Source organism: Rhodococcus sp. D-6 (genome assembly GCF_040256695.1).
Taxonomy (GTDB): Bacteria; Actinomycetota; Actinomycetes; order Mycobacteriales; family Mycobacteriaceae; genus Rhodococcus; species Rhodococcus pyridinivorans.
This window is the reverse complement of sequence record NZ_CP132970.1, coordinates 2,696,681-2,721,326: the sequence shown is the minus strand read 5'-3', so window position 1 is coordinate 2,721,326 and position 24,646 is coordinate 2,696,681. Positions and strand designations below refer to the sequence as shown.

The 24,646-nt window shown below is 68.0% G+C and carries 27 protein-coding genes, 1 pseudogene and 1 riboswitch; of the genes and pseudogenes, 13 read left to right on the top strand and 15 right to left on the bottom strand.

Annotated elements, in window-relative coordinates; genetic code table 11:
• Positions 1-31: 31 nt before the first annotated feature.
• Together RBB84_RS12855 and RBB84_RS12850 are read right to left on the bottom strand one after the other, a co-directional pair.
• The gene (locus RBB84_RS12855) at positions 32-1,066 is read right to left on the bottom strand and encodes an intradiol ring-cleavage dioxygenase (protein WP_033097061.1); all 1,035 of its coding nucleotides are present in this window, start codon (positions 1,064-1,066) and stop codon (positions 32-34) included.
• 138 nt (positions 1,067-1,204) lie between these two features.
• Positions 1,205-1,669, bottom strand: a complete 465-nt coding sequence (locus RBB84_RS12850) for a tRNA (cytidine(34)-2'-O)-methyltransferase (RefSeq protein WP_006550110.1) — start codon at positions 1,667-1,669, stop codon at positions 1,205-1,207.
• Between the two features lie 124 nt (positions 1,670-1,793).
• Here RBB84_RS12850 and RBB84_RS12845 point away from each other — a divergent pair, with 124 nt between their 5' ends.
• A complete protein-coding gene (locus RBB84_RS12845) occupies positions 1,794-2,408 on the top strand; it encodes a maleylpyruvate isomerase N-terminal domain-containing protein (RefSeq protein ID WP_033097062.1) in 615 nt (204 codons plus the stop codon).
• A 10-nt stretch (positions 2,409-2,418) separates the two neighbouring features.
• On the opposite strand, the gene RBB84_RS12840 is transcribed toward RBB84_RS12845, so the two are convergent.
• Positions 2,419-3,633: a glycosyltransferase gene (locus RBB84_RS12840; RefSeq protein ID WP_052040024.1), complete on the bottom strand. Its 1,215-nt coding sequence runs from the start codon at positions 3,631-3,633 to the stop codon at positions 2,419-2,421.
• A 119-nt stretch (positions 3,634-3,752) separates the two neighbouring features.
• On the opposite strand from RBB84_RS12840, the gene RBB84_RS12835 reads away from it, so the two are divergent.
• The 3 genes from RBB84_RS12835 to RBB84_RS12825 are packed head-to-tail and all read left to right on the top strand — an operon-like array spanning position 3,753 to position 6,399.
• Positions 3,753-5,228 (top strand): wax ester/triacylglycerol synthase domain-containing protein, encoded by a 1,476-nt coding sequence (locus RBB84_RS12835; RefSeq protein WP_033097064.1) that lies wholly within the window; start codon positions 3,753-3,755, stop codon positions 5,226-5,228.
• Between the two features lie 5 nt (positions 5,229-5,233).
• On the top strand, positions 5,234-6,088 hold the full coding sequence (locus RBB84_RS12830) for a bifunctional methylenetetrahydrofolate dehydrogenase/methenyltetrahydrofolate cyclohydrolase (protein ID WP_006550113.1): 855 nt from the start codon (positions 5,234-5,236) through the stop codon (positions 6,086-6,088).
• 26 nt (positions 6,089-6,114) lie between these two features.
• Positions 6,115-6,399 (top strand): DUF3017 domain-containing protein, encoded by a 285-nt coding sequence (locus tag RBB84_RS12825; protein ID WP_033097065.1) that lies wholly within the window; start codon positions 6,115-6,117, stop codon positions 6,397-6,399.
• On the opposite strand, the gene RBB84_RS12820 is transcribed toward RBB84_RS12825, so the two are convergent.
• Positions 6,396-7,523, bottom strand: coding sequence for a homoserine O-acetyltransferase (locus RBB84_RS12820; protein ID WP_024101561.1), 1,128 nt, complete (start codon positions 7,521-7,523; stop codon positions 6,396-6,398). The two genes, RBB84_RS12825 and RBB84_RS12820, sit on opposite strands and share 4 nt — an antisense overlap.
• Positions 7,524-7,657: 134 nt before the next feature.
• A riboswitch (SAM riboswitch) is annotated at positions 7,658-7,769 on the bottom strand.
• 270 nt (positions 7,770-8,039) lie between these two features.
• On the opposite strand from RBB84_RS12820, the gene RBB84_RS12815 reads away from it, so the two are divergent.
• Positions 8,040-9,257, top strand: coding sequence for an NADP-dependent isocitrate dehydrogenase (locus RBB84_RS12815; RefSeq protein WP_006550117.1), 1,218 nt, complete (start codon positions 8,040-8,042; stop codon positions 9,255-9,257).
• A 144-nt stretch (positions 9,258-9,401) separates the two neighbouring features.
• The gene (locus tag RBB84_RS12810) at positions 9,402-10,616 is read left to right on the top strand and encodes a hypothetical protein (protein ID WP_033097066.1); all 1,215 of its coding nucleotides are present in this window, start codon (positions 9,402-9,404) and stop codon (positions 10,614-10,616) included.
• Positions 10,617-10,662: 46 nt separating this feature from the next.
• Here the strand turns inward: RBB84_RS12810 and RBB84_RS12805 are convergent, their stop codons facing one another.
• The gene (locus tag RBB84_RS12805) at positions 10,663-10,809 is read right to left on the bottom strand and encodes a hypothetical protein (RefSeq protein ID WP_174556231.1); all 147 of its coding nucleotides are present in this window, start codon (positions 10,807-10,809) and stop codon (positions 10,663-10,665) included.
• 113 nt (positions 10,810-10,922) lie between these two features.
• Positions 10,923-11,024, bottom strand: a pseudogene (locus RBB84_RS12800) (IclR family transcriptional regulator); the annotation flags it as partial.
• A gap of 217 nt (positions 11,025-11,241) precedes the next feature.
• On the opposite strand from RBB84_RS12800, the gene RBB84_RS12795 reads away from it, so the two are divergent.
• The 4 genes from RBB84_RS12795 (at position 11,242) to RBB84_RS12780 (ending at position 14,505) form a co-directional block, all read left to right on the top strand.
• Positions 11,242-12,045, top strand: coding sequence for an exodeoxyribonuclease III (locus RBB84_RS12795; protein ID WP_019288552.1), 804 nt, complete (start codon positions 11,242-11,244; stop codon positions 12,043-12,045).
• A gap of 75 nt (positions 12,046-12,120) precedes the next feature.
• Positions 12,121-13,161, top strand: coding sequence for a tryptophan--tRNA ligase (gene trpS, locus RBB84_RS12790; RefSeq protein ID WP_026061260.1), 1,041 nt, complete (start codon positions 12,121-12,123; stop codon positions 13,159-13,161).
• A 16-nt stretch (positions 13,162-13,177) separates the two neighbouring features.
• On the top strand, positions 13,178-14,206 hold the full coding sequence (locus RBB84_RS12785) for a YhjD/YihY/BrkB family envelope integrity protein (RefSeq protein WP_033097067.1): 1,029 nt from the start codon (positions 13,178-13,180) through the stop codon (positions 14,204-14,206).
• A gap of 68 nt (positions 14,207-14,274) precedes the next feature.
• A complete protein-coding gene (locus RBB84_RS12780) occupies positions 14,275-14,505 on the top strand; it encodes a LapA family protein (protein ID WP_231414000.1) in 231 nt (76 codons plus the stop codon).
• A gap of 156 nt (positions 14,506-14,661) precedes the next feature.
• Here RBB84_RS12780 and RBB84_RS12775 read toward each other — a convergent pair whose 3' ends face one another.
• The 4 genes from RBB84_RS12775 to sdhC are packed head-to-tail and all read right to left on the bottom strand — an operon-like array spanning position 14,662 to position 17,982.
• Entirely contained in the window at positions 14,662-15,438 is a 777-nt protein-coding gene (locus RBB84_RS12775; protein WP_006550125.1) for a succinate dehydrogenase iron-sulfur subunit, read from the bottom strand.
• Positions 15,438-17,189 carry a succinate dehydrogenase flavoprotein subunit gene (gene sdhA, locus RBB84_RS12770; RefSeq protein ID WP_024101557.1) on the bottom strand — a complete coding sequence of 584 codons (1,752 nt, stop codon included), beginning with the start codon at positions 17,187-17,189 and terminating at the stop codon, positions 15,438-15,440. Before sdhA ends, RBB84_RS12775 begins: the two co-directional genes overlap by 1 nt.
• Before the next feature lie 15 nt (positions 17,190-17,204).
• Positions 17,205-17,645: a succinate dehydrogenase hydrophobic membrane anchor subunit gene (locus tag RBB84_RS12765; RefSeq protein WP_006550127.1), complete on the bottom strand. Its 441-nt coding sequence runs from the start codon at positions 17,643-17,645 to the stop codon at positions 17,205-17,207.
• A gap of 1 nt (position 17,646) precedes the next feature.
• Complete coding sequence (gene sdhC / locus RBB84_RS12760; protein WP_006550128.1) at positions 17,647-17,982, bottom strand: succinate dehydrogenase, cytochrome b556 subunit; 336 nt, start codon at positions 17,980-17,982, stop codon at positions 17,647-17,649.
• Positions 17,983-18,307: 325 nt separating this feature from the next.
• On the opposite strand from sdhC, the gene RBB84_RS12755 reads away from it, so the two are divergent.
• The 3 genes from RBB84_RS12755 to RBB84_RS12745 are packed head-to-tail and all read left to right on the top strand — an operon-like array spanning position 18,308 to position 21,145.
• On the top strand, positions 18,308-18,727 hold the full coding sequence (locus RBB84_RS12755) for a cytidine deaminase (protein WP_006550129.1): 420 nt from the start codon (positions 18,308-18,310) through the stop codon (positions 18,725-18,727).
• On the top strand, positions 18,720-20,003 hold the full coding sequence (locus RBB84_RS12750) for a thymidine phosphorylase (RefSeq protein WP_024101555.1): 1,284 nt from the start codon (positions 18,720-18,722) through the stop codon (positions 20,001-20,003). The genes RBB84_RS12755 and RBB84_RS12750 overlap by 8 nt, the downstream gene beginning before the upstream one ends.
• Positions 20,004-20,059: 56 nt before the next feature.
• Positions 20,060-21,145, top strand: a complete 1,086-nt coding sequence (locus RBB84_RS12745; RefSeq protein WP_033097069.1) for an adenosine deaminase — start codon at positions 20,060-20,062, stop codon at positions 21,143-21,145.
• A gap of 117 nt (positions 21,146-21,262) precedes the next feature.
• Here RBB84_RS12745 and RBB84_RS12740 read toward each other — a convergent pair whose 3' ends face one another.
• Genes RBB84_RS12740 through RBB84_RS12720 form a run of 5 tightly spaced genes read right to left on the bottom strand, consistent with a single transcriptional unit; the run spans position 21,263 to position 24,629 of the window.
• A complete protein-coding gene (locus tag RBB84_RS12740; protein ID WP_033097070.1) occupies positions 21,263-22,501 on the bottom strand; it encodes a hypothetical protein in 1,239 nt (412 codons plus the stop codon).
• Positions 22,502-22,561: 60 nt separating this feature from the next.
• Positions 22,562-22,930 carry a YbaB/EbfC family nucleoid-associated protein gene (locus RBB84_RS12735; protein ID WP_006550133.1) on the bottom strand — a complete coding sequence of 123 codons (369 nt, stop codon included), beginning with the start codon at positions 22,928-22,930 and terminating at the stop codon, positions 22,562-22,564.
• Positions 22,927-23,241 carry a hypothetical protein gene (locus RBB84_RS12730; protein ID WP_006550134.1) on the bottom strand — a complete coding sequence of 105 codons (315 nt, stop codon included), beginning with the start codon at positions 23,239-23,241 and terminating at the stop codon, positions 22,927-22,929. The genes RBB84_RS12735 and RBB84_RS12730 overlap by 4 nt, the downstream gene beginning before the upstream one ends.
• 60 nt (positions 23,242-23,301) lie before the next feature.
• The gene (locus RBB84_RS12725; RefSeq protein WP_033097071.1) at positions 23,302-24,297 is read right to left on the bottom strand and encodes a C40 family peptidase; all 996 of its coding nucleotides are present in this window, start codon (positions 24,295-24,297) and stop codon (positions 23,302-23,304) included.
• Positions 24,294-24,629 carry a type VII secretion target gene (locus RBB84_RS12720; protein ID WP_052040025.1) on the bottom strand — a complete coding sequence of 112 codons (336 nt, stop codon included), beginning with the start codon at positions 24,627-24,629 and terminating at the stop codon, positions 24,294-24,296. The genes RBB84_RS12725 and RBB84_RS12720 overlap by 4 nt, the downstream gene beginning before the upstream one ends.
• Positions 24,630-24,646 lie beyond the last annotated feature (17 nt).

Sequence of the window (24,646 nt, the reverse complement as noted above, 5' to 3'; positions counted from 1 at the left end):
TGGTGGGTCGATGTATGCGGACGGAGCGCGCTCAGTTCGAGGCTTCGGAGCCGGTTTGCGTCGGTGCGCCGCCGGGACCTCCGCCGCCGGGACCTCCGCCGGCGGGCGGCCGACCCGCGGATGGAACACTGTTGTTCCCGGGTCCGTCCGGACCTCCCGGTGCACCCCCGCCTGCACCGAGCGCGGGCTCGGTTGTCGTGTCGACTGCGACGGCCAGAGTCCCGACGTAACCCGCTTCGGTGTCGCCGGTGAACGTCCCCATCTGCAGGTCGTAACCGTCCCCGAAGACGTTGTCGTTGTCGGGGTTTCCGATCCGGGCCAGATTGCCGGCCGAACCCGGATAGGTAGCGAGCCGGTACACCGCGTCGAGCATGTCCTGTGGGAAGGCGACCTGTGAGGTCGCGATCGCGTTGTTCGCATCGGTCGCAGAGGCGGCATCGGGGTAGATCTCGAAATGGAGGTGGGTCCAGCGGCCGGAATAACAGCCCGGAACGATCGTCTCGAATGTCGCCTTGCCGTTGGTATCGGCGATCTGGATCCCTCGGAGATAGGTCTGGTCCTCGACGCCTTCGGAGTACATCGAGTACCGGCCCTGCGCGTCGCACTGCCAGGCGTACACGGCCACCCCGTCGAACGGGACGCCACCGTTCGCCGTGTCGGTGACGGTGAAGGTGAGCGAGAGCGGGACACCGTCGACGGTGGTCCCGCCGTCGAGGCTCGAGGTGATGTCCCTGCGGACGATCCCCGATTCCTCGAGCACGTTGATTCCGTTCGTGCCGTCGGCCGGGTAAGGCCCGTTGGTTTCTTCGGGTATCTCGTCTGCAGGGGTCACCGGCGCGGTCGTTCCGGCAGTGGTGATCGTGTTCGCGGTGCCGGTGGAGCAGGCGGCCAGTGCCAGGGCGCCCGCTCCGGCGCCGACGAGGCCGAGCACCCGGCGCCGGGTGACGAGGGTCGTGATGTCGAAACCGGCACCCTGGTCGACGACGTCCTCGGCGGGGCGATCGAGCAGGCGTCCTTCGTAGATGGGTCCGGCCGGTGTGGAAACGGGTTCGGGGATACGGGGCATGTCGACGTCTCCTTCGACGATTCGCTCGGTGGTTCGGTACCGAGTGTTGCCGTCGATCCGGTGGGGACGCTGTGTCTTACCTGTCGGTTTCCTGTCAGCCGGTCGGTGGAAGGGATACGGGCGGTATGTCGCCGGTGACTAGACCGCGCCGGGGAAACCCTGCTGCCGCCACGCCTCGTAGCAGGCGACCGCCGCGGCATTCGACAGATTCAACGAGCGTCGGCCGGGCAGCATGGGGATGCGGACCTGCTCGGTGATGTGCGGATCGGCGAGTACCTCGGGCGACAAGCCCGTCGGTTCGGGCCCGAACAGCAGCACGTCGCCGGACCGGTACTCGATCTCCGCGTAGCTCGACGTGCCGTGAGCGGTGAACGCGAACACCCGCTCGGGGGCCAACGCCTCCCATGCGGCCCCCAGATCGCTGTGCACGGTGACCGACGCGAGGTCGTGGTAGTCCAGTCCCGCCCGACGCAGCTTCGGTTCGGAGAGGTCGAAGCCGAGGGGTTCCACCAGGTGCAGCTCCGCGCCGGTCGCGGCGACCATGCGTATGGCATTGCCGGTGTTGGGGGGAATGCGCGGCTCGTGGAACATCACTCTGAACACTCGATCCAGCTTGCCAGAGGCGCGCCGGCGTCCCGCACGCGCGTAGCGCCGATCTCGGCGTAGCGAGGGCACGCGTGTTTTCATTCTCGTGTCGTGGTTCGACGTATCGACCGCTGGGGGATGCATGGAGTCACCGGTAGCGACGTACGTCTCGGCGGTGCGCAGCTTCTCGGAACTGGTCCGTGCCGTGCCGGAGGGCCGCTGGGACGGTCCGGGCCTGGGTGAGTGGGACCTCCGAGCACTGATCGGACACGCCTCACGCTCGTTGACGACCGTCATGACCTATCTCGACAGTCCTGCCGACACCGAGGACCTCGCGAGCGCGGAGCAGTACTACGTCCACGTCGAGGAACTGACCTCGGTCCTCGGCGCGGAGGACATCGTCGAACGTGGACGGCGTGCCGGTGCCGGCCTCGGTGACGACCCGGTGGCGACGATCGGTGCCCTGTCGGCTGCGGTGATCGAGCGGCTCGGTACCGGGGAGGATCGTCTGATCCGGGTGATCGGAGGATCGGGGATCCGGCTGCATTCCTACCTCCCGACACGCACCTTCGAACTCGCCGTCCACGGTCTCGACATCGCCGCCGCCGCGGATGTTCCCTACGAACCTCCCGCCGAGGTTCTCGAGCAGTCCACCCTGTTGGCGGCGAGAATCGCTCTGGCACTCGGCGACGGCACGACCGTGCTGCGGGCATTGACCGGTCGGATGGCGTTGCCGAACGGCTATTCCGTCGTGTGAGCGGAGAGGTTCAGCGCGACCGGGACCGGAACATCGAATCCTCCAGCAGCGCGAGCACGGATTCCGGTAGCGGCAATCGTGCGATCTCGTCGCGCAACCGTTCGGCGCCGGGGCGGAGAGAGCCCGAGGACAACGCATCGAGGGTGATCCTTCCGATCTCCGCCGAGGTTGCGGTGACGGGATCGACCCTGGTCCCTGCACGCAGCGCGACCAGCCGTCGGGCGTTGAGTTCCTGGTCCGCACCCATCGGAAGCGCGACGACCGGAACGCCGTGGGCGAGCGCACCGATGACGCTGCCCGATCCGCCGTGGTTGACGACGACATCGACGTGCGGGAGCGCGGCCGACTGGGGCACGAACCGCTCGATGCGGACGTTGCCGCCCGGTGACGGCAGGGTGGCCGGGTCGATGTCCCGGCCGACGGTGACGAGCACGCGCGCAGGTAGTCGGTGCAGCCCCCGGAGGAGACGGACGATGAGATCACCGGACTCGGTGTTGAAGACGGTACCCAGCGTGACGTACACGCGGTGGGGCTTCTCGCCGCTTCGAAGCCAGTCGATCGCAGGGTGTTCGCGGGATGCGAGCGACGGGCCCGGCCCTGTCGAGACGGCTGTGGGAGGCAACGGGACATCAGGATCACGGAACGACGGTGGGAACGGTGAGATGACCAAATCCTGTGTCAGGAAAGAGCACTCGTGATCGGAAGGGAGGTCGTGGGCGGCCCGTAGTCGTCCCAGTGGCTCACGGATGCGGTCGATCCGGGTGAGTGCTCCGGACGCGATGACGGCGACCACCACGCGGGGAACGGCGGCGTGCTCGGCCGCCGTCATCGCACCGAAGTCCATCTCGTCGCAGATCACCAGATCCGGATGCCAGCGGTCGATCACATCGCGGACCAGGTCGAATCGTCGCGCCGCGAGCACACCGGCGAAGTGGGTGCCGATCACCGAGTACTCGTGGTCGAGGTCGGGAGGAGCGAGCGTGCCCGTGGACCGACCGGAAGGAGATGTCGTCTCCCCCTCGGGGAAGTGTGCGTCGAAGCCTTCGGTGCCTGCGAGGGCGTCCGCCTCCCCGCACACGCCGAGACGGTGGCCGGCCCCGCGCAGGACGTCGGCGATCGGGAGCATCGGTGCGAGATGGCCGAGGCCGCCTGCGAACGAGAACAGGACGCGACGCACGGCCCGGCCTCGTGTACTGCCGGTCGTCGATCCGACTCGGTGCGCCATGGCCGAATTACACCGCTCCGCGCTCGTGTACGCGAATCGTCGACCGGGTGTGGCCCCGAGCGGTAACTGGTTCAATCGAGAGGCACGAGCAGCGGGCGACCCGGGAGAGAACCATCACGATGACACGCCGACGCGGAATCCGACTGGCCGCGCGGGACGCGCTCCACGTCTTCGTGGGGGACACCGACCCCGAAGCTCCGCCGTCGACCATGGTGAGCTTCTACGTGTTCGACGCCCGGGGAGGCGAGGACCCCATCCGCACACGTGGGGACGCCGTCACCTGGATCGGGGAGCGCCTGCATCGCACACCGGCGCTCACCCGACGCCTGCACCGCGTGCCGGCGAACCTCGACTTCCCGTACTGGGTCGAGACCGGCGTCGATCCGGACGATCACGTCCGGTACGAGACGATCGGACCGACCTCGCGCAGCGGGTTGCATCGGCTGCTCGCGTCGATGAAGGAACGCTGCCTCGATCTGTCCGCACCGCCGTGGGAAGTGCACGTCCTGACCGACATCCGCGGTGTCGAGGACCTTCCCGAGGGCGCCACCATCGTCGCGTTGCTCCTGCACCACTCGGTGACCGACGGGCTCGGAGCCGTCGAGATCGCTCGTGCACTGCTCGACGATCCGGCTGCCGCCCCTTCGGCGGGAGGACGCATCGTCGCCGTGCCGGGACCGGTCCGCGCGGCGGTCTCGCTGCCCTTCCGGTACGCGAGGATGCTCCCGGCTCTGGTCGCAGCACGTCGCGCTCGACGAGCACTGGGTGGTCTCACCGCATCGGGGGAGAACACCGCCCCCCGGCCGCAGCGTCCCCGCACCCGCTTCGACACCGACGCCGGCAGCGCCTGGCAGCTCGGCGTCGTCCGTATGCCGTTGCCGGAGGTGCGTGCCGTCGCGCGCGCCACGGATACCTCGGTGAACGACGTGATCCTGACGGTCGTCTCGGGCGGACTACGCGCCTACCTCGCGTCCTACGAGGAAATTCCCACCGATTCACCGGCGGCGATCGTTCCGGGATCCCTCCGGGACGGAGCGGGAGCGGAGTCGGAGAACAAGGTCACGCTCATGTATGTCGACCTGCACCTCGATCGGGCTGATCCGCGCGAGCGACTCCGCCGAGTCCACGAGTCGGCTGCTCTCGAGAAACAGCGCATCCGGCGTCCGGAGTCGGCTGCCTCCGTTGCGGCGGTGGATGCATCGCCCGCGTTCGACCTGGCGATGACGATCCGGAGAGCGCACCGCGGGCGGGTGGGGCCCACGGGAGACGTGGTGCCGCTGGCCAACACCACCGTGACGAATGTGCCGCGCGGGCCGGTCGAGGGCCTCCGATTCGGTGGCAGTCCCGCCGTCGAGGCGATCGGTACTCCGATGCTCAACCGGAACTACGGTCTCGTCCACTCCGTGACCTCGCTCGGCGAGGTTCTCACCTTGTCCTTTCTGGCCTCGGACTCTTGCATGCCCGACCCCGAGCAGTACGAGCGGCACCTCGCCGAAGCCTTCGCGGAACTATCCCGGGACTGCCTGCCTCCCGGCGCGCGCACGGTTTCCGGTACCGGCCGCGATTCGACGCCGGACGGGCGCCTGGAAGAATGAACGACGTGACTGCGACGATCCTGGACGGCAAAGCAACCCGCGACGAAATCTTCGAGGACCTGAAGGTCCGCGTGGATGCGCTGAAGGCCAAGGGCGTCACGCCCGGTCTCGGCACGATCCTCGTCGGCGACGATCCGGGATCCGCGGCCTATGTGCGCGGTAAGCACAACGACTGCGCGAAGGTCGGCATCACGTCGATCCGCAAGGATCTGCCCGCCGACATCACCCAGGAACAGCTGTTCGAGGCGATCGACGAGCTCAACGCCGACCCTGCCTGCACCGGCTACATAGTCCAGCTCCCGCTGCCGAAGCATCTCGACGAGAACGCGGCGCTCGAGCGCATGGATCCGGGCAAGGACGCCGACGGATTGCACCCGGTCAACCTCGGCCGGCTCGTGCTCGGCAAGGAGGCTCCGCTGCCCTGCACGCCGCGCGGCATCATCCACCTGCTGCGCCGCTACGACGTGGAGATCGCCGGCGCGCACGTGGTGGTGGTCGGTCGTGGCGTCACCGTCGGCCGCCCGATCGGTCTGCTGCTGACCCGTCGTTCGGAGAACGCGACGGTCACCCTCTGCCACACCGGCACTCGTGATCTCGCTGCAGAGGTGCGTCGCGCCGACATCATCGTCGCCGCCGCAGGTGTTCCCGGGCTGGTGACGGCGGACATGGTCAAGCCCGGCGCCGCTGTGCTGGACGTGGGTGTCTCCCGCACCGAGGACGGACTGCGCGGCGACGTCGCCGCGGACGTGCGCGAGGTCGCGGGCTTCGTGTCCCCGAACCCCGGTGGCGTCGGACCGCTCACCCGCGCCTTCCTGCTGACCAACGTCGTGGAGCGGGCCGAGCTGCTCGCGACCCGATAAGCGGGTCGACGACCCCGGGAGACGAGATGGCTCAGGCTATGCGATTCACGCGTCTGAACCTGCCGCTGCTCGCGGTCACCCTGGTGATCGCGGCAGCGGTGATCTTGGTGATCGCCGATCGGTGGCGACGCGGAGCGTTCGTCTTCGGCGGCGCCACCATCCTCGCCGGCCTGTTCCGCTGGGCTCTCGACGAGGACAAGGTCGGTGTCCTCGCGGTACGCGGCAAGGCGTTCGACGTCGCCTCGATGATGGTCGTCGGCGGAATCGTGGTGGCGCTCGCCGCGTCGATCGACCCGCTGGGAACCGACTAGCCCTCGGCGAGCTTCATCAGTTCGACGAGGAGCTTCGCGACCTCGTCGGCCTCGGTGAGGAATCCGTCGTGTCCGTCGCGGGAGACGAGCACACGCAGGTCGCCCGATCCCGGGAGCAGATCGGCGATCTCCTGCTGCAGGCGCAGCGGGTACAGGCGGTCGGAGTCGACGCCGGCGACGATCGTCGGGACCGGGGTGGACGCGAGTGCGGCCTCGACGCCGCCGCGTCCGCGCCCGACGTCGTGCCGGTTCATCACGTCGGACAACACCACGTAGGTACCGGGATCGAAACGCGCGACGAGCTTGCGCGCCTGGTGCTCGAGATAGCTCTGCACGGCGTACCGGCCGCCGCGCCACGGGTCCTCGTCGTCCTGGGGTAGATTCCCGAAGCGCGTGTCGAGTTCGAGTTCGGTCCGGTAGGTGAGGTGCGCGATGGTCCGGGCGATGGCGAGTCCGGCTTCGGGACGCCGCCCCGTGCCGTAGTAGTCGCCGCCCTGCCAGTCGGGGTCGGCCGTGATGGCAGCCATCTGCGCGGTCTGGGTGCCGATCTGGTCGGCGGTCGCGCGGGCACCGGTGGCGAGGACGAGCGACGCTCGCACCCGCTCCGGGTACGCGATGATCCACTCGAGGGTGCGCATGCCACCCATCGATCCGCCGGTCACGGCGGCGAGGACGTCGATGCCGAGCCTGTCGAGCAGCGCCACCTCGGCCGCCACCTGGTCGCGCACGGTGATCAGCGGGAAGCGGGATCCCCAGGCCTTGCCGTCGGGTGCGGTGCTGCCGGGGCCGGTGGTGCCGCGGCACCCGCCGAGAATGTTCGTCGAAACCACGCACCAGCGGTCGGTGTCGATCGGAGCACCGGGGCCGACCATGCCCGACCACCAGCCGGGGGACGGATGGTCCGGTCCGGCGGGGCCGGTGACGTGCGAGTCGCCGGTGAGGGCGTGTTCGACGAGCACCACGTTGTCGCGGGCGGGGGACAGTTCGCCCCACCTCTGCACGGCGACGGTGACGTTCGGCAGCGTCTCGCCGCTCTCGAGCGCGAGATCGCCGATGTCGATGGTGTCGAGGCGTCCGTCTGCCGGGGGCAGTTCGACGCGACGCCGCTCGGTGCCCGCCGTCAAGAGATGACCGCCTCGAGGCTCGCGGTGGGCCGGCAGCGCCGGCTGCGGATGTCGGTCATCGTGTCCTTCCGGCGGTGATGGGAGGTGTGATCGTGACTTGGGTGCGACAGCACATCATCATCTCAGTCCTCCCGACAACAGGCTTGTCGGTGGGGTTCCACCGACCGTGTCATCACCCGGAGCACCCCACCCCGGTCGGAGGGTTGCCGGCCAGCAAGCCGGGGCTTGACGCTGGCACTCATGACTTTCCCGGCAGTCTAGCGACTCTCCGTTGCAGGGTCTTTATGCACCCTCTGAACATCCCTGACCAGCAGGAAAGTTACCGGTCGGTAGGGCGTGAGGGTGGGACGAGGCGCTTTGCGGTCGTCGGCAATAGCAGTACGCTTGTCATGTTTGGCCGCGGTTCAGGACGTGGACACGGCCATGCTCGCTGCTCGCGAGCCGACGGCGACCGCACCCACAAAGTGCGGTCGATTGGGGACCTACAGAAACGTCCTAGGAGGACACGAAACGCATATGTCCAAGATCAAGGTTGAAGGTAAGGTCGTCGAACTCGACGGCGACGAGATGACCCGCATCATCTGGCAGTTCATCAAGGACAAGCTGATCCACCCGTACCTGGACGTGGATCTCGAGTACTACGACCTCGGCGTGGAGAACCGCGACGCCACCGACGACCAGGTGACGGTCGATGCGGCGAACGCCATCAAGAAGCACAACGTCGGCGTCAAGTGCGCCACCATCACCCCCGACGAAGCGCGTGTCGAGGAGTTCGGCCTGAAGAAGATGTGGCGGTCGCCCAACGGCACCATCCGTAACATCCTCGGCGGCACCATCTTCCGCGCGCCCATCATCATCTCGAACGTGCCGCGTCTGGTGCCGGGCTGGACCAAGCCCGTCATCGTCGGCCGTCACGCGTTCGGCGATCAGTACCGCGCCACCGACTTCAAGGTCGACCGCCCGGGCACCGTCACCATCACCTTCACGCCCGAGGACGGCAGCGAGCCGATCCAGCACGAGGTCTGCCAGATCCCCGAGGACGGCGGCGTCGTGATGGGTATGTACAACTACAAGAAGTCCATCCAGGACTTCGCGCGCGCCTCGCTCTCGTACGGCCTGCAGCGCAACTACCCGGTCTACCTGTCGACCAAGAACACGATCCTGAAGGCCTACGACGGCATGTTCAAGGACGAGTTCCAGCGGATCTACGAGGAAGAGTTCAAGGCGGAGTTCGACGCCGCCGGTCTCACCTACGAGCACCGCCTCATCGACGACATGGTCGCATCGTCCCTCAAGTGGGAGGGCGGCTACGTCTGGGCCTGCAAGAACTACGACGGCGACGTCCAGTCCGACACCGTCGCGCAGGGCTACGGCTCGCTGGGGCTGATGACCTCCGTCCTGATGACCCCGGATGGCAAGACCGTCGAGGCGGAGGCCGCACACGGCACCGTCACCCGGCACTACCGTCAGCACCAGCAGGGCAAGCCGACGTCGACCAACCCGATCGCGTCGATCTTCGCCTGGACCCGTGGCCTCGAGCACCGCGGCAAGCTGGACAACACCCCCGAGGTCATCGAGTTCGCGCAGCAGCTCGAGGACGTCGTCATCAAGACCGTCGAAGCCGGTCAGATGACCAAGGACCTCGCCCTGCTCGTCGGCCCCGAGCAGGGCTGGCTGACCACCGAGGAGTTCCTCGCAGCACTCGACGAGAACCTGCAGAAGGCTCGCGCCTGATCTTCCGCTCCGTTCTCGACAGCACGTACACGGGACGCCCCAATCGGGCGTCCCGTGTCGTGTTCCCGAGCACTCCCGGCACCGGCTACCGTTTCGTGTACCACTGTCAGTCGCATCACCGTAGGGCTCGGGAGGAGGACGGCCGTGACCACCACTGCCACCGACTCCGAAGCCCGCGGCGGAGCGCACGCCCGCCGGTGGTTCTGGACCCGGGTATGGATGCTGATGTTCGGCTCGGCGCTGGCCTACCTGCCCGTCGCGCTCGCGCCGAATCTGATCCACGCGATCGCCCGCCGCACCGACGAACTGGCCTACGACCGGTCCACGCCGGTGCGCAGCGGCGTGCTCACCACCCTCACGATGGGTGAGGCCGCCGCCGTCCTCGGGGTGCTCGCCGCCCTCGTCATCGCGCTCAATCTCATCGCGTGGTCGCTCGGACCGGTCATCGCCGCCGAGGGTTCGTCCCGATCGACCGAGGCGTTGCGCCTCGAGCACCTCGAACTGTGCGGGTCGGTGTTCGGTGTCGGAGCGACGATGACCTTCGTCGCAGCGCTGCTCGACGGTCTCCCGCACTCCGTGGATCTGGCGGCGCTGCTGCTGTTCCCGGCGGTCTTCGTGATCGTGGTACTCAGTCAGGACCTGTTCCTCGCGACCCAACGCGGCGTCGGTGCCCGCCGTCGTCTGCGCCGGGAGGCGTCGCTGCTGCGCCGACGTGAACTGCTCGCCACGGCGGCGAGGCTGCGACCGGGCGACCCGCGGGTCGCCGGCCACCCCTTCGCGGCGCTCGCCGTCGAACTCGCGGTCCTGGCCGTCGTCACGGTGGTGACGGGGCTCCTCATGATCGTGGTGTTCGACGACGAGTCGGGCTCCGGGCCCTTCCTGGATTCCTCGGACATGGTCTTCGTGGTGGTCACGTCCGCGATCACGATGTTCACGGCCGTCGTCCTCGTGCTGTGGACGGTCCGCTGCTGGTTGCTCCGCCGATACGTCGGCGCGGTCCTGGCCGCGGCGTTGGGTGGCACCCTCTACGTCGTGGTCGGTGCGGGAATCGTGTGGGCGGCACTCGACGAGGACGCCGTCGCCGAGGCGATCGCCTCCGCCGCCGTCCTGTACGCCTGGATAGTCCTGCCGGCCGCCGTCCTGCTCCTCGGCACCGTCGGGGTGGGCCGTCGGGGTCGCTTCCCGGGTGTCACCGCCGCCCTGCGCGCCGCGGTGCTGCGCGAGCGGTACCGGGTGCGGCGCGCCGAGCTCGACGGTGGTCGAAGGAACGGTCGAGCGGAGGGTTCCGTCCCGCCGCTCCGTCATCTGATCGTGCGGGCGCACACCGTCGCCCGTGTCGCTCCGGCGGACCGGACATGACGACGGGGACGTCCTCCTCGGAGGACGGCCCCGTCGATCCACTCGTCTACCGGTGCGCGCCCACCGGATCGCGGTGCGTTGCGCGCTGCCGCTCCGTCTGCTCGGTCAGCAGGTGGCCGAACAGACCCCCGGCGCGCAGCCATTCCCACTCGAGGGGAGTGTCGATCCGGGAGAGCGCCGTGCCCTCCCACACGATCTCGCCTGCACGGCGGACCCGGACGGTGATCTCGGTGGTCGATCCGAGAGCGGCCAGTCCACCACCGTCGACTTGGGGAGCCCGGTGATCCCGACGAGTTCGCGCAGCGTCCGGATCGGGTGCTCGGCGTCGAATGCGTTGAACAGATCGAACGCGCGGGCGACGCTCCGCACGCCGCCGTCGGCTCCGGCGACCGTCGATGCCTGTGTCATGCGAGTCACTCCAGGCCCACAGAACAGTCCGAACAATCCGCAGAATGGAACACATGAGTGTTTCCCCAGGAATACTCTCGGGACGTTCCGCTGAATGAGAGAAAATGGTGAATGTGTTCCGTCTTGTGGAACTCGCGGTCGTGGGGTGAGCCACTCTCACGGCAGGCTCCTGCCACGGTGGAGCAGTGGCATCGCCGGCGTCGGCTACGGTGACCCGGTGCCTCTCGTGATCACCACCGTGAACGTCAACGGCGTGCGTGCAGCCGCAGCCAAGGGTCTCGTCGACTGGCTCGCCTCGTCGGCCGCCGACATCGTGTGCCTGCAGGAGGTGCGGGCCACCGAGAAGCAGTTCCACGCCGCGATCGCCCCGGCGCTGGAGGCCGGATGGCACTGTGTCGGCGCAGAGTCCTCGGCCAAGGGCCGCGCCGGGGTGGCGATCCTCTCGCGTGTCCCGGCGGACGCCGTCCGCGTCGGATTCGACGTCGACGAGTTCGCCTCGGCCGGCCGCTACATCGAGGCCGACTTCGGCGACGTGACGGTGGGAAGCCTCTACCTGCCGACCGGTGAAGCACAGACGCCGAAGCAGGACGAGAAGGAACACTTCATGAAGAGCTTCGCGACCTACCTCGCCGAACGGTACGCCGCGGTGACGGCCGCAGGTCGCGACATGGTGGTGTGCGGCGACTGGAACATCGCCCCTACCGAGCGGGACATCAAGAACTGGAAGGGAAACGTCAAGAAGTCCGGCTTCCTGCCCGAGGAGCGCGCGTGGGTCGGCGACCTCCTCGAGACCGGCTGGCGCGACGTGGTGCGCGACCTCCACGGCGACGTCGCGGGCCCCTATTCGTGGTGGTCGTACCGCGGCAAGGCATTCGACACCGACGCAGGCTGGCGCATCGACTACCACCTCGTGACCCCGGGCCTGGCGGCCCGCGCGAGCGAGGCCCGCGTCGAACGCGCAGCGAGCTACGACCAGCGCTGGTCCGACCATGCACCGGTGACCGTGACCTTCGATCGCTGACCGCTTCTGCGGATCGGCGCAGAAGTGCCCACCTCGGTCGCAGCGCGGCGTGGCCTGCGTGGAATCATCGACGGCATGTCGAGCACTGCAGAACAGAACGCCACGAAGCCGAAGGCCCGCCCCCGTGTGCTGTCCGGCATCCAGCCCACCTCGGATTCGTTCCACCTCGGGAACTTCCTCGGGGCACTGGCGCAGTGGGTTCCGGCGCAGGACGAGAACGACGCCTTCTACTTCATCCCCGATCTGCACGCGATCACCGTTCCGCACGAGCCGAAGCTGCTGCGCAAGCGAGTGCTCGTCTCCGTGGCGCAGTTGCTCGCGATCGGTATCGATCCGGAGAAGTCCGTGCTGTTCGTGCAGAGCCAGGTGCCCGAGCACGCCGAGCTCGCCTGGGTCCTGAGCTGCATCACCGGTTTCGGTGAGGCCAGCCGGATGACGCAGTTCAAGGACAAGTCGGCCAAGCAGGGCACCGAGCACGCCGGCGTCGGCCTGTTCACCTATCCGATCCTCATGGCCGCCGACATCCTGCTCTACCGCGCGAGCCACGTGCCGGTGGGGGAGGACCAGCGTCAGCACCTCGAACTCACGCGAGATCTCGCGCAGCGCTTCAACTCCCGCTTCGGCAAGACCTTCGTCGTCCCCGAGCCGACGATCGTGAAGGAGACCGCGAAGATCTACGACCTGCAGGATCCGACGTCGAAGATGAGCAAGTCCGCGGCGACCGACGCGGGCCTGATCAACCTGCTCGACGATCCGAAGGTCTCGGCGAAGAAGATCCGCTCCGCGGTGACCGACAACGAGCGTGAGATCCGTTTCGACCGCGAGAACAAGCCCGGAGTGTCGAACCTGCTCACCATCCAGTCGGCGCTGTCGGGTCGCAGCATCGACGAACTCGTCGCCGGCTACGAGGGCAAGGGTTACGGCGATCTGAAGGCCGACACCGCAGAGGTCCTCACCGAGTTCGTCACCCCGATCCGCACCAAGGTCGACGAGTACCTGGCCGACCCGGCCGAACTGAACCGCATTCTCGCGGGCGGCGCGGACCGCGCTCGCGAGGTCGCATCCCGCACCTTGGCGCAGGTCTATGACAAGGTGGGTTTCCTGCCGCGGACCTAGACGAAGGAGCACCCGGATGGCCGGCGAACCCGACGAGAAGCCGGGGTTTCTCGAACGTCAACGCGCGGCCCATCCGGTGCTCGACCGCGTCCTTCGGGCCGGGGTGCGGTACCAGGAGAACAAGGGCGACTACTACGCGGCCGGCCTGACCTACTTCACGGTGCTGGCGATCGTCCCGATCATCATGGTCGTGTTCTCTCTGGCCGGTTTCGTGCTCGCCGGGCGACCCGAACTGCTCGACCAGATCCGGCAGATCATCTCCGAGAACATTCCCGGTCAGCTCGGCGGCACCGTGCAGAGCCTGATCGACTCGGCGATCGAATCCCGCGGCGCGGTCGGCCTCATCGGCCTGCTCACCGCCTCGTATGCCGGTCTGGGCTGGATCACGAATCTTCGCGAAGCCCTCACCGCCATGTGGGAGCACCCGCGCGACAAGGGCAACTTCCTCGTAGTGAAGTTGCGCGACGGGGGCGCACTTCTCAGTCTCGGACTCGCGATGACCGTGTCGTTGGGGCTCTCGGCGCTGAGCAGCGGGCCGATCGCGCGCAGGATCGTCGAGCTGCTCAACATGGAGAATCTCGTCGGCATCGGCGTGGGTCTGCGAATTCTGGCTCTGGTGGCGGCCACTGCCGCCACCGGTCTGGTGTTCACCTGGGTGATCGCTCGCCTGCCCCGCGAACCCGTTCCGTTCCGCAGCGCGCTCGTCGCGGGTGCGATCGCCGGGATCGGTTTCGAACTGCTCAAGCAGACGGGTTCGATCTACCTCGAACGTGTGCTCAACGGCCCGGCGGGCGTCGCCTTCGGCCCGATCCTCGGCATCCTCGTGTTCGGTAACCTCACGGCCCGCCTGGTGCTCTTCTGCACCGCGTTCGCAGCGACGTCCCGAGCGAGCCTCGCACTCGCACACCATCCCGCGCCCACAGGGGCGGTCATCACGCCTCGCCTCGAGGTGCACGAGGGTCTCGACGCGCGCCGCGGCGCCGCAATCCTCGGTGCGGGCCTGGTCGGTGGACTCCTCGCCGGGCTGCGCTTCCGGAGGAAATGAGCGAACTCCCGGGGTGAAAACTCGGTTCGGGGGTGCCGATCGTGCCGCGGACGGGCGACGATGGAGGCGTGGCAAAACAGACGCGATCCGCCGCGCCCCAACGCGCGTTCCGGGTGACTCCGCGCAGAGCGCTCGCGGCCGTCCTGGTCCTGCTCGCTGCGCTGTTCGTTCTCCAGAACCGCAACAGTACGAGCATCGACCTCTTCTGGATCTCGCTGCAGGCACCGCTGTGGCTGGTGCTCGTCATCATCTTCGCGGTCGGGTGGGTCGCGGGCTTCCTGTTCGCACGCGGACGCTGATCCGCATCGGTTCGGCCACCGGCAACGGAGCACAGGGGAGTGGGCACAGCGGAGTGGGCGCAGCGGAGTGGGCACAGCGGAGTGGGCACAGCGGAGTGGGCACCGACGACAGCAGGCCCGTCCCCGAAGGGACGGACCTGCTGTCGTGCGAGGTGATCAGCGAGCGAACATGAGCGCGCGCTTGACCTCCTGGATCGCCTTCGTCACCTGGATGCCACGGGGGCACGCGTCGGTGCAGTTGAAGGTGGTGCGGCAGCGCCACACGCCTTCCTTGTCGTTGAGGATGTCCAGCCGCTCGGAGGCACCCTCGTCACGCGAATCGAAGATGAACCGGTGCGCGTTGACGATCGCGGCGGGACCGAAGTAGCTGCCGTCGCTCCAGTACACCGGGCACGAGGTGGTGCAGCACGCGCACAGGATGCACTTGGTGGTGTCGTCGAACCGGGCACGGTCGGCCTGCGACTGGATACGCTCGCGGGTCGGCTCGTTGCCGGAGGCGATGAGGAACGGCTTCACGGCGCGGTAGGCGTCGAAGAAGGGCTCCATGTCGACGACGAGGTCCTTCTCGACCGGAAGGCCACGGATCGGCTCGATCGTGATCGTGACGTCCTTGCCGTTCTTGTCCAGCATGTCCTTCATGAGGATCTTGCAGGCGAGACGGTTGACGCCGTTGACACGCATCGCGTCCGAGCCGCACACGCCGTGGGCGCAGCTGCGACGGAAAGTGAGCGTGCCGTCGAGGTAACCCTTGACGTAGCCCAACAGGTTGAGCAGACGGTCGGACGGCAGCGCCGGCACCTGGAACGAATCCCAGTGCTGACCCTTGTCGTCCTCCGGGTTGAACCGGGCGATCTTGAGGGTGACCATCGTCGCGCCCTCGGGCACGGGTGGCAGTGTCGACGCGCCCGTGTCGGTCTTCTCGATGGTTGTCATCAGTACTTACGCTCCATGGGCTCGTACCGGGTCTGGACCACCGGCTTGTAGTCCAGGCGAATGTCGGAGATCAGTTCCTCGCCCACCTTGTACGCCATGGTGTGCTTGAGGAAGTTCTCGTCGTCGCGCTTCGGGTAGTCCTCGCGGGCGTGTCCGCCACGCGATTCCTTGCGGTTCAGCGCGCCGACGACGGTGACCTCGGCCATCTCGAGGAGGAAGCCGAGCTCCAGAGCCTCGAGCAGGTCGCTGTTGTAGCGCTTGCCCTTGTCGTGGACCGTGATCTCCTTGTAGCGCTTCTTCAGCTCGTGGATGTCGTTGAGCGCCTGCGTCAACGTCTCCTCGGTGCGGAACACCGACGCGTTGTTGTCCATCGTCTGCTGCAGCTCGGTGCGGATGTCGGCCACCCGCTCCTTGCCGCCCTGGTGCAGGATCAGATCGAGCCAGTCGTCGACGTACTTCGTCGGCTGCTCGGGCATCTCGACGTGCTTCGTGCTGTTGGCGTACTCCGCGGCGGCGATGCCGGCGCGACGACCGAAGACGTTGATGTCGAGCAGCGAGTTGGTGCCGAGACGGTTGGCGCCGTGGACGGACACGCACGCGCACTCGCCGGCCGCGTACAGGCCGGGCACGACGTTCTCGTTGTCGCGGAGGACCTCGCCGTCGACGTTGGTCGGGATACCGCCCATGACGTAGTGGCAGGTCGGGAACACGGGCACGAGCTCGGTGACGGGGTCGACACCGAGGTAGGTGCGGGAGAACTCGGTGATGTCGGGGAGCTTCTCCTCGAGGACGTCCTCGCCGAGGTGGGTCACGTCGATGTAGACGTAATCCTTGTTCGGTCCGGCGCCGCGACCCTCGAGCACCTCGAGCACCATCGAGCGGGCGACGATGTCGCGGGGCGCGAGGTCCTTGATGGTGGGGGCGTAGCGCTCCATGAACCGCTCGCCGTCGGCGTTGCGGAGGATGCCGCCCTCACCGCGCACGGCCTCCGAGATGAGGATGCCGAGACCGGCCAGGCCCGTCGGATGGAACTGGTGGAACTCCATGTCCTCGAGCGGGAGGCCCTTGCGGAAGATGATGCCGAGGCCGTCACCGGTGAGGGTGTGGGCGTTCGACGTCGTCTTGTACATACGGCCCGAGCCGCCCGTCGCGAAGACGATGGCCTTGGCGTGGAAGACGTGGATCTCGCCGGTCGCGAGCTCGTACGCGACGACACCCGTCGCGACGGGACCGTTCTCGGTCTCGGTGAGGGTGATGTCGAGTGCGTAGAACTCGTTGAAGAACTCGACGTCGTGCTTGACGCAGTTCTGGTACAGCGTCTGCAGAATCATGTGGCCGGTGCGGTCGGCGGCGTAGCACGCGCGACGGACCGGGGCCTTACCGTGGTCGCGGGTGTGACCACCGAAGCGACGCTGGTCGATCTTGCCCTCGGGCGTCCGGTTGAACGGAAGACCCATCTTCTCGAGGTCGAGAACGGCGTCGATGGCCTCCTTGGCCATGATCTCCGCAGCGTCCTGGTCGACCAGGTAGTCGCCACCCTTGACGGTGTCGAAGGTGTGCCACTCCCAGTTGTCCTCTTCGACGTTCGCGAGGGCGGCGCACATGCCACCCTGAGCGGCGCCGGTGTGGCTGCGGGTGGGGTAGAGCTTCGTGAGCACTGCGGTGCGCGCACGCGGGCCGGCTTCGATGGCCGCACGCATGCCGGCGCCGCCGGCGCCGACGATGACTACGTCGTAACGATGTTCCTGCATGAAGGTTCGGCTCCCCTAGCTCGCCGTGATGTTCGGGTCGAAGGTGAAGATCACGTAGGTGCCCAGGCCCATGATCAGGATCATCGACACGACGAGGATCGTGTTGAGCCAGAACCGGGTGGAGTCCTTACGTGCGTAGTCCGCGATGACGGTGCGCAGACCGTTACCGCCGTGGAGCTGTGCGAGCCACAGCATCGACAGGTCCCAGAACTGCCAGAACGGGCTGGACCAGCGGCCTGCGACGAACGCGAAGTTGATGCGGTGCACGCCGTCATCGAGCATCAGCATGATGAAGAGGTGACCGAGGACCAGGATGATCAGGGCCAGGCCGGACAGGCGCATGAACAACCAGGCGTAGAGCTCGAAGTTGTTCTTCGCGGCACGCCGCGGCGTGCGCGGGTTGTCGAGGCCTGCGGGCCGGTCGTATTCCTTACCCAGAGTCTTCGCTTCGGTCATGTCAGTGCCCCGCAAACGTGTTGAAGAGGATGCGAACGGCCGCGGGGATCATCACCACGAACCAGATCGCGAGGATCGTCCAGAGCATCACGCGCTGGTACTTCGGGCCCTTCGACCAGAAGTCCACGAGCATGACCCGCAGGCCGTTGAGTGCGTGGTACAGGACCATCGCGACCAGGCCGAGCTCCATGAGGCCGACGATCGGGTTCTTGTACGTATCGATCACCGCGTCGTAGGTCTCGGGGTTGACCCGGACGAGTGCGGTGTCGAGGACGTGGACGAAAAGGAAGAAGAATGTCGCCACGCCCGTGATCCGGTGCAATACCCAGGACCACATGCCGGGGTCTCCCCGGTAAAGCGACCGTGTGCGCCCCGCCTTTGCGGGGGCGGCTTCAGTCGTGCTGCTCATCGAGTGCTGTGCCTCCAACGTCAATGGTGGACGCGTCGAGCTGCTCCTACCTGTGGGGGATTCCGCAGTACGGGCCCGACGTGAACCTGAACCGACTTGGATCGACTCTAGACCCATCCCAAACTCGGGAACCAATCTCCTGCGCCATTCGTACAGGCCCCAAAAGCGAAGTTAGGTTTGCCTTTCCAACTGTGATCTGGCGCAGTGGGGGTCGCCTACCGTCGTCCACGCCACCGTGACAGGATGGGGAACCATGCCGGACATCGACTGGAAAATGTTGCGCGCCAAAGCACATGAGGTGATGGGTCGAGCCTACGCCCCCTACTCCGGGTTCCCGGTGGGGGCTGCCGGCCTCACCGTCGACGGTCGGATGGTCCTCGGGTGCAATGTGGAAAATGTCTCACACGGACTGGGGCTGTGTGCCGAATGTGTACTCGTCGGTAACTTGTTCGCCCAGGGTGGAGGGCGTCTGCGGGCCGTCGCCGTCTGCGACTCCCGAGGCCACGTCCTGACCCCGTGCGGCCGGTGCCGGCAGGTGCTCCTCGAACACGGCGGTCCCGATCTCGAGGTCGACGCCCAGGGTGGCCCGCGTCGCCTCTGCGAGCTCCTCCCCGACGCGTTCGGCCCCGACGATCTGGCGGCCGTGCGGGAGAACGAGGACCGCCGTGCCTGACATCGTCACCGTCATCCGCCGCAAGCGCGACGGACACGAGCTCTCCGGCGCCGAGATCGACTGGGTCATCGAGGCGTTCACCCACGAGATCGTCTCCGACGCCCAGATGTCGGCCCTGGCGATGGCAGTCTGGTTTCGCGGCATGAGCCGGGTCGAGACGGCACGCTGGACCACCGCCATGATCGACTCCGGTCGTCGTCTCGATTTCTCCGCTCTCGGCCTGCGCACCGTCGACAAACACTCGACAGGCGGTGTGGGGGACAAGATCACACTGCCGCTCGCACCGCTCGTCGCGGCCTGCGGCGTCGCGGTCCCGCAATTGTCGGGCCGCGGTCTCGGTCACACCGGCGGCACCCTGGACAAGCTCGAGGCGATCCCCGGCTGGAAGGCCGATCTGACCACCGCGGAGATCGCCGAGATCCTCAGCGACCCGGCCGTCGGTGCGGTCGTGTGCGCGGCGAGTGCCGATCTCGCCCCCGCCGACCGCAAGCTCTACGCGCTGCGCGACGTCACCGGGACCGTCGAGTCGATCCCGCTCATCGCCAGCTCGATCATGAGCAAGAAGATCGCCGAGGGCACCGGAGCCCTCGTCCTCGATGTGAAGGTCGGCAGCGGCGCCTTCATGAAGGAACTCGGCGAGGCCCGCGAGCTGGCGCGCACCATGGTCGAACTCGGCACCGACGAAGGGCTGCCCACGACGGCCCTGCTCACCCGCATGGACAGCCCGCTCGGGCGCACGGCGGGCAACGCGCTCGAGGTCCGGGAGGCCGTCGAGGTGCTCGCCGGCGGCGGACCCGACGACGTCGTCGAGCTGACCCTGGCCCTGGCCCGCGAGATGCTCGCCGCCGCCGGTGTCGACGATGTCGATCCCGCCGACCGACTGCGCGACGGCACCGCAATGGACCGGTGGAACGCGATGATCGCCGCCCAGGGCGGCGACCCCGCGGCGCCGTTGCCGGTCGCGACCCACACCGAGACCTTCCACGCCGACGCGGACGGGGTGGTCTCCGAACTCGACGCGTACAAGGTCGGTATCGCCGCCTGGCGGCTCGGAGCCGGTCGCGAACGGCAGGGTCAGGACGTGCAGCCCGGGGCCGGTATCGAACTGCACGCGGTCCTCGGTGATCGCGTCCGCGCGGGGCAGCCGATCGCGACGCTGCACACCGACACTCCGGGACGTATCCCCGACGCGCTCGCCGCCCTCCGCGGCGGTGTCCGAATCTCCGACACGGCCCCCGTTCGGCAGCCGCTCGTGATCGAACGGATCCGGGCGTAGGGGCTCGGTGGCCGGAGACCGAGCGGAACCGGCCGCCGCCGACTACCGTCCCGATCATGAACGGCCGTCTGACTCCCGAACTCGTTCGCACCGCACCCAAAGTGGTCCTACACGATCACCTGGACGGCGGACTCCGTCCCCGGACGGTCCTCGAACTCGCGGACGCGTGCGGGTGGTCGTTGCCCGCGGACACCGAAGCGGATCTCGCCCGCTGGTTCCGCGAATCCGCCGACAGTGGCTCGCTCGAACGCTATCTCCAGACCTTCGAGCACACCGTCGCCGTGATGCAGACGGCAGAAGGACTCGAACGCGTCGCACGCGAGTGCGTCCTCGACCTCGCCGACGACGGCGTGGTGTACGCCGAGGTGCGGTTCGCGCCCGAGCAGCACCTGGAGAAGGGACTGTCTCTGGACGAGGTCGTCGAGCGCGTCCTCGAAGGCTTCCGAGCCGGGGAATCGGAGGTGGCCGCCGGTGGTCGTCGCATCCGGGTGCGCTGCCTGCTCACTGCGATGCGGCACGCTGCACGCTCGTTGGAGATCGCCGAACTCGCCGTGCGCTTCCGGGACCGCGGCGTGGCGGGATTCGACATCGCCGGCGCCGAAGCGGGCAACCCGCCCAGCCGTCATCTCGACGCCTTCGAGTACACCCGCGCGGCCAACGCGCACTTCACGATCCACGCCGGTGAGGCGTTCGGGCTCCCGTCCATCCACGAAGCGGTCGCCTTCTGCGGCACCGACAGACTCGGCCACGGTGTGCGCATCGTCGACGACATCGAAGTGCACGACGACGGAACCGCCACTCTGGGCCGGCTCGCGAACTACATCCGCGACAAGCGCATCCCCCTCGAACTGTGCCCGTCGTCGAACGTGCAGACCGGCGCGGTGCGCACGCTCGCCGAGCATCCCTTCGACCTGCTGGCCCGCCTGCGCTTCCGCGTCACCGTCAACACCGACAACCGGTTGATGAGCGACACCACGATGACGCAGGAGATGGTGCGGCTCGTCGAGACCTTCGACTACAGCTGGGTCGACCTCGAACGGTTCACGATCAACGCGATGAAGTCGGCCTTCCTCCCGTTCGACCAGCGACTGGAACTGATCGACGACGTCATCAAGCCTGGATACGCCGTCCTCGTCGGGTAGAGACCGCGACCCGCAGATACCTCTATGGGTGCGCGGGGCGGGAAATGGTCATCGGAGCACGTTACAACGCGCTTTTGTGACCACTTCGCGCGCCGGAGTGCCCAAGTGGAGCTGCCGTCAGTGCCGACGCAGTCGCGCTTCGAACTCGCGCTCGAGCTCGCGCCAGGCGAGGGATTCGGTGTCGAACGGCGGCTTGGGTGCCGTGCGTCCCGAGTCGGGTTCGATCACGTGGTTGACGAACCAGCCGAGTTCCGTGGACGCGGCGAGCGCGGCCTCCGTCGAGTCGTCGTCCGCGAAGTTCGCTGCGTCGACGAACAACTCGACCGCGAGTTCGAGCTGGTCGGGGTCGACGGCCGCAACACCCTGAGCGATGTCGTCGGCGATCCCGGTGAGCACATAGACGTTGTCGTCGGTGACCGTCACGTCGAGCGATCCGTCGACGGCGGCGAGCTGGATCTCCGTGTACGGCTCGAGCGTCGCGAGGTCGTGGTCGTGGTTGTCGGCGAGGTGGCGGGCCAGCGCGCGCTCGGACGGGAAGACGTCGATCGTGCCGTCGTGGCCGAGGAAGACGGCGTCGTCGTTCACGTAGCACCGCAGCGAGTACCAGGTGCCGTCGGTCGTGATGATCCGGATGGGATCGATGCCGACCCGGGCCCAGAACTCGTAGCCGTCGTCCTCGTCATCGGTGTCGATGAACTCGTACTCGTCGTCGGCGTCGACGTCCTCGACCGTGTCGTCGGCCTCGACCTCGTTCTCGTCGACCGCGACGAGCTCGGATTCGATCTCGGCGACCACGGCAGCATCGACGTCGGGAGTGGAGATCACGGCGTCGAGCGCGTCGATCACGCCGTCCCAATCCTGCACGACCGCGGTCCCGACGCGATTCCACAGGTCGAGGCCCTCACGCGTGCGGAAGGCCGAGACACCGTGCTGCAACAGGAGGTCGATCTCCTCGCGTTCGAAGAACTTCGTCACGACGTCGAGATCGCAGACGTCGCCGAGGATGCTCACGATGTCGAAGGTGTCCTGCAGCTCGGACACCGACACGGGATCCGGATCGTCGGCCACGAGTTCGGGGACGCCGACGAGGTCGTAGGTGTGCGGTTCGTCGGGTTCGAACTCCGAGGCCGCAAGCTTGGACACGATCGGCCACGCCTCGTGCTCGACGAGGTCGTTGTCGGCACCCGAACGCACGAACGCGACGAGCTCGGGGACCGACGGGAAGGCGTACAGATCGTCGCCGTGGCCGAGGAATGCCTCCCACTCGTCGTCGCCTTCGCGCCAGCGCGGCGCCCAGAGCGTCACGAGGTTGCCGTCGGTGAGACCGAGCTCGATCGGGACGATGTCTCCAGCCATGGCGCGAAGCCTAGCCATGTCGGCGCCGAGAATATAGCCGGGGGCGGCTCGCTATCGGTTTCATCGCGTTACCGGACGGTCGCCGACGGTGACCGGGTGGTGACCGACGGCGACCGGACCGGCGTCGCTCGCGTCGAGGGCCGCGCGGAGCTCGTCCATCGCGGAGACGCGCGCGGCAGCGGCCTGCCGTGCGGCGTCGTGCACGGTCGCGAGAATCACCGCGGCCAGTTCGCGGGGGTCGGTGCCGCCGATCGGCTCGGCCAGCTCGAGTCCTTCGAGCGCTCCCGAACCGTCCACACGGGCGGTCACGCGTCCGTCGGGACTGCTCGCGGTGCCCCGGACCGCGCCGAGCCTCTCCACCGTGCGTTCGAGCGCATCGAGCCGGACGTGGGCTCGGTCGACGATCGCCTCCACCATCGGTTCGCTCATCGAACGAGACTTCCACGACGATCGGTCGGTCCGTCCGCCAGGTCGGCGCGGGACGGCAGCCGCATCCGGTCGAGGATCTCGCGGGGGACACCTTCGGCGGCGAGGCGTTCGCCGCGGACCACCGCGGCCTCGAGAGCGGCCTGCCGGTTCAAGGCGAGGATCTGATCGGCCAGTTGCCGTGCTCCGTAACGTAACTCGCGGGGGTCGATGCGAAGGTCCACGGGTAGTCCACCGTCCGTCGTGCGCACCGAGATCGTCCCGGCCCGGTTGTGGGCGGTGGCCGTGATCGGTTCCGTCGTCGTGCTGTCCATATCGGGTTGGACGCAGCGCGAGCCCGGCCGGTTCCCGCCCGGTGCGGAGATTCTCCGGAATCAGCCGGCGGTCGGGCGGTAGACACCGTGGAAGGCCATTCCACCGTTGCTGGTGCGCATCGGCGTCACGGAGACGGGGTCGCCCGCCTCGACCATGAGGCCGTTGCCCACCACCATCGCCACGTGCCCGTCCCACACGACGAGGTCTCCGGGCAGGGCGGCTGCAGGATCCACCCGTGTGCCGACGTCCTGTTCCTGGGCCAACCGCGGCAGTTCGACCCCGGCCTGCGCGTAGGCGTACTGCGTCAGTCCGCTGCAGTCGAGGCCGGAGCCGGGACTCGTGCCGCCCCACACGTACGGGGTGCCCTGCTGGGCGAGGGCGTGACGCACCGCTGCCGCAGCGGTCTCGTTCGGTGCCAGGCTGACGCTGCCGTCCGGAAGCCGCACCTCCACGCCCGTCGAGAGCCCTCCACCGAAGGTGTGGAGCGAACGTGGCTCGTCGCCGGCCGGGTCGGGGCCGGGATGGTGACCGGAGTCGATCGGGGGAGCGGAGGGCTCGGGTGGAAGGAGTGCGGACGCCCGATCGGTCAGCTCCGCGAGCGTTCCGGTCACCTGTGTCAGCACGTCCAGCCCGGCGACGAGGTGGTCGATCGCCACTGCGAGGAGCGCGAGCTGCCCCTGTGGAAGCGACGTCGCGGGTGCGGCCTGCTCGGCGAAGGTGACGAACGAGTCGACGAGACGAGTGATCTCGGCCGCACCGGTGACCACCGTGACGGTCGCCTCGAGCGCGATCCCGGCCAGTGCCGACCCACGATCGGCCGCCGCGAGGACGTCGGCGAGGACCTGCTCGGCACTCGCGATCGCCTGCGAGGCGGCCGGGCCACCCCAGGCCCAGGCGAGCTCGGCGACAGCGTCGCGCCCGGTCGCATGTACCTCCTCGGCCCACTGCGCACCGATGCGCACCATCTCACCCGGATCGACGCCGGGTGGCAGCGCGGTGCCGAACGCGTCGAGCAGGCCGGTCAGCGGAGCGACGAGCAGATCCCCTCCGATCACAGTGACTCCACGACGGAGTCGAGTCGTGCGGCGGTGTCGTCGGTGGTGTGCTCGTAGGCGGCCACGGAGGCCTTCGCGGCGTCTCCCATTCCGCCGAGCAGGTCGCCGAGCCGGCCGAGATCGCGCACGTGCGCGGAGTGGGTCGCGGTGAGAGCGGCGAGCACGGGTGCCCCGATCGGACCCAGTGCGGCGCTCAGCGTCGAGGGGTCGCCGTGCCGTGTCCGTTCGGCGGCCTCGTGCAGGCGCGCGGCGAGTTCGACGGCGTCGTCGCCGAACCTCCCGACGGCACTCGTGTCGATCCGTATCGCGTCCCTACCGGAGTTCTCGGTCACCTCGTCGCCTCTCGCGT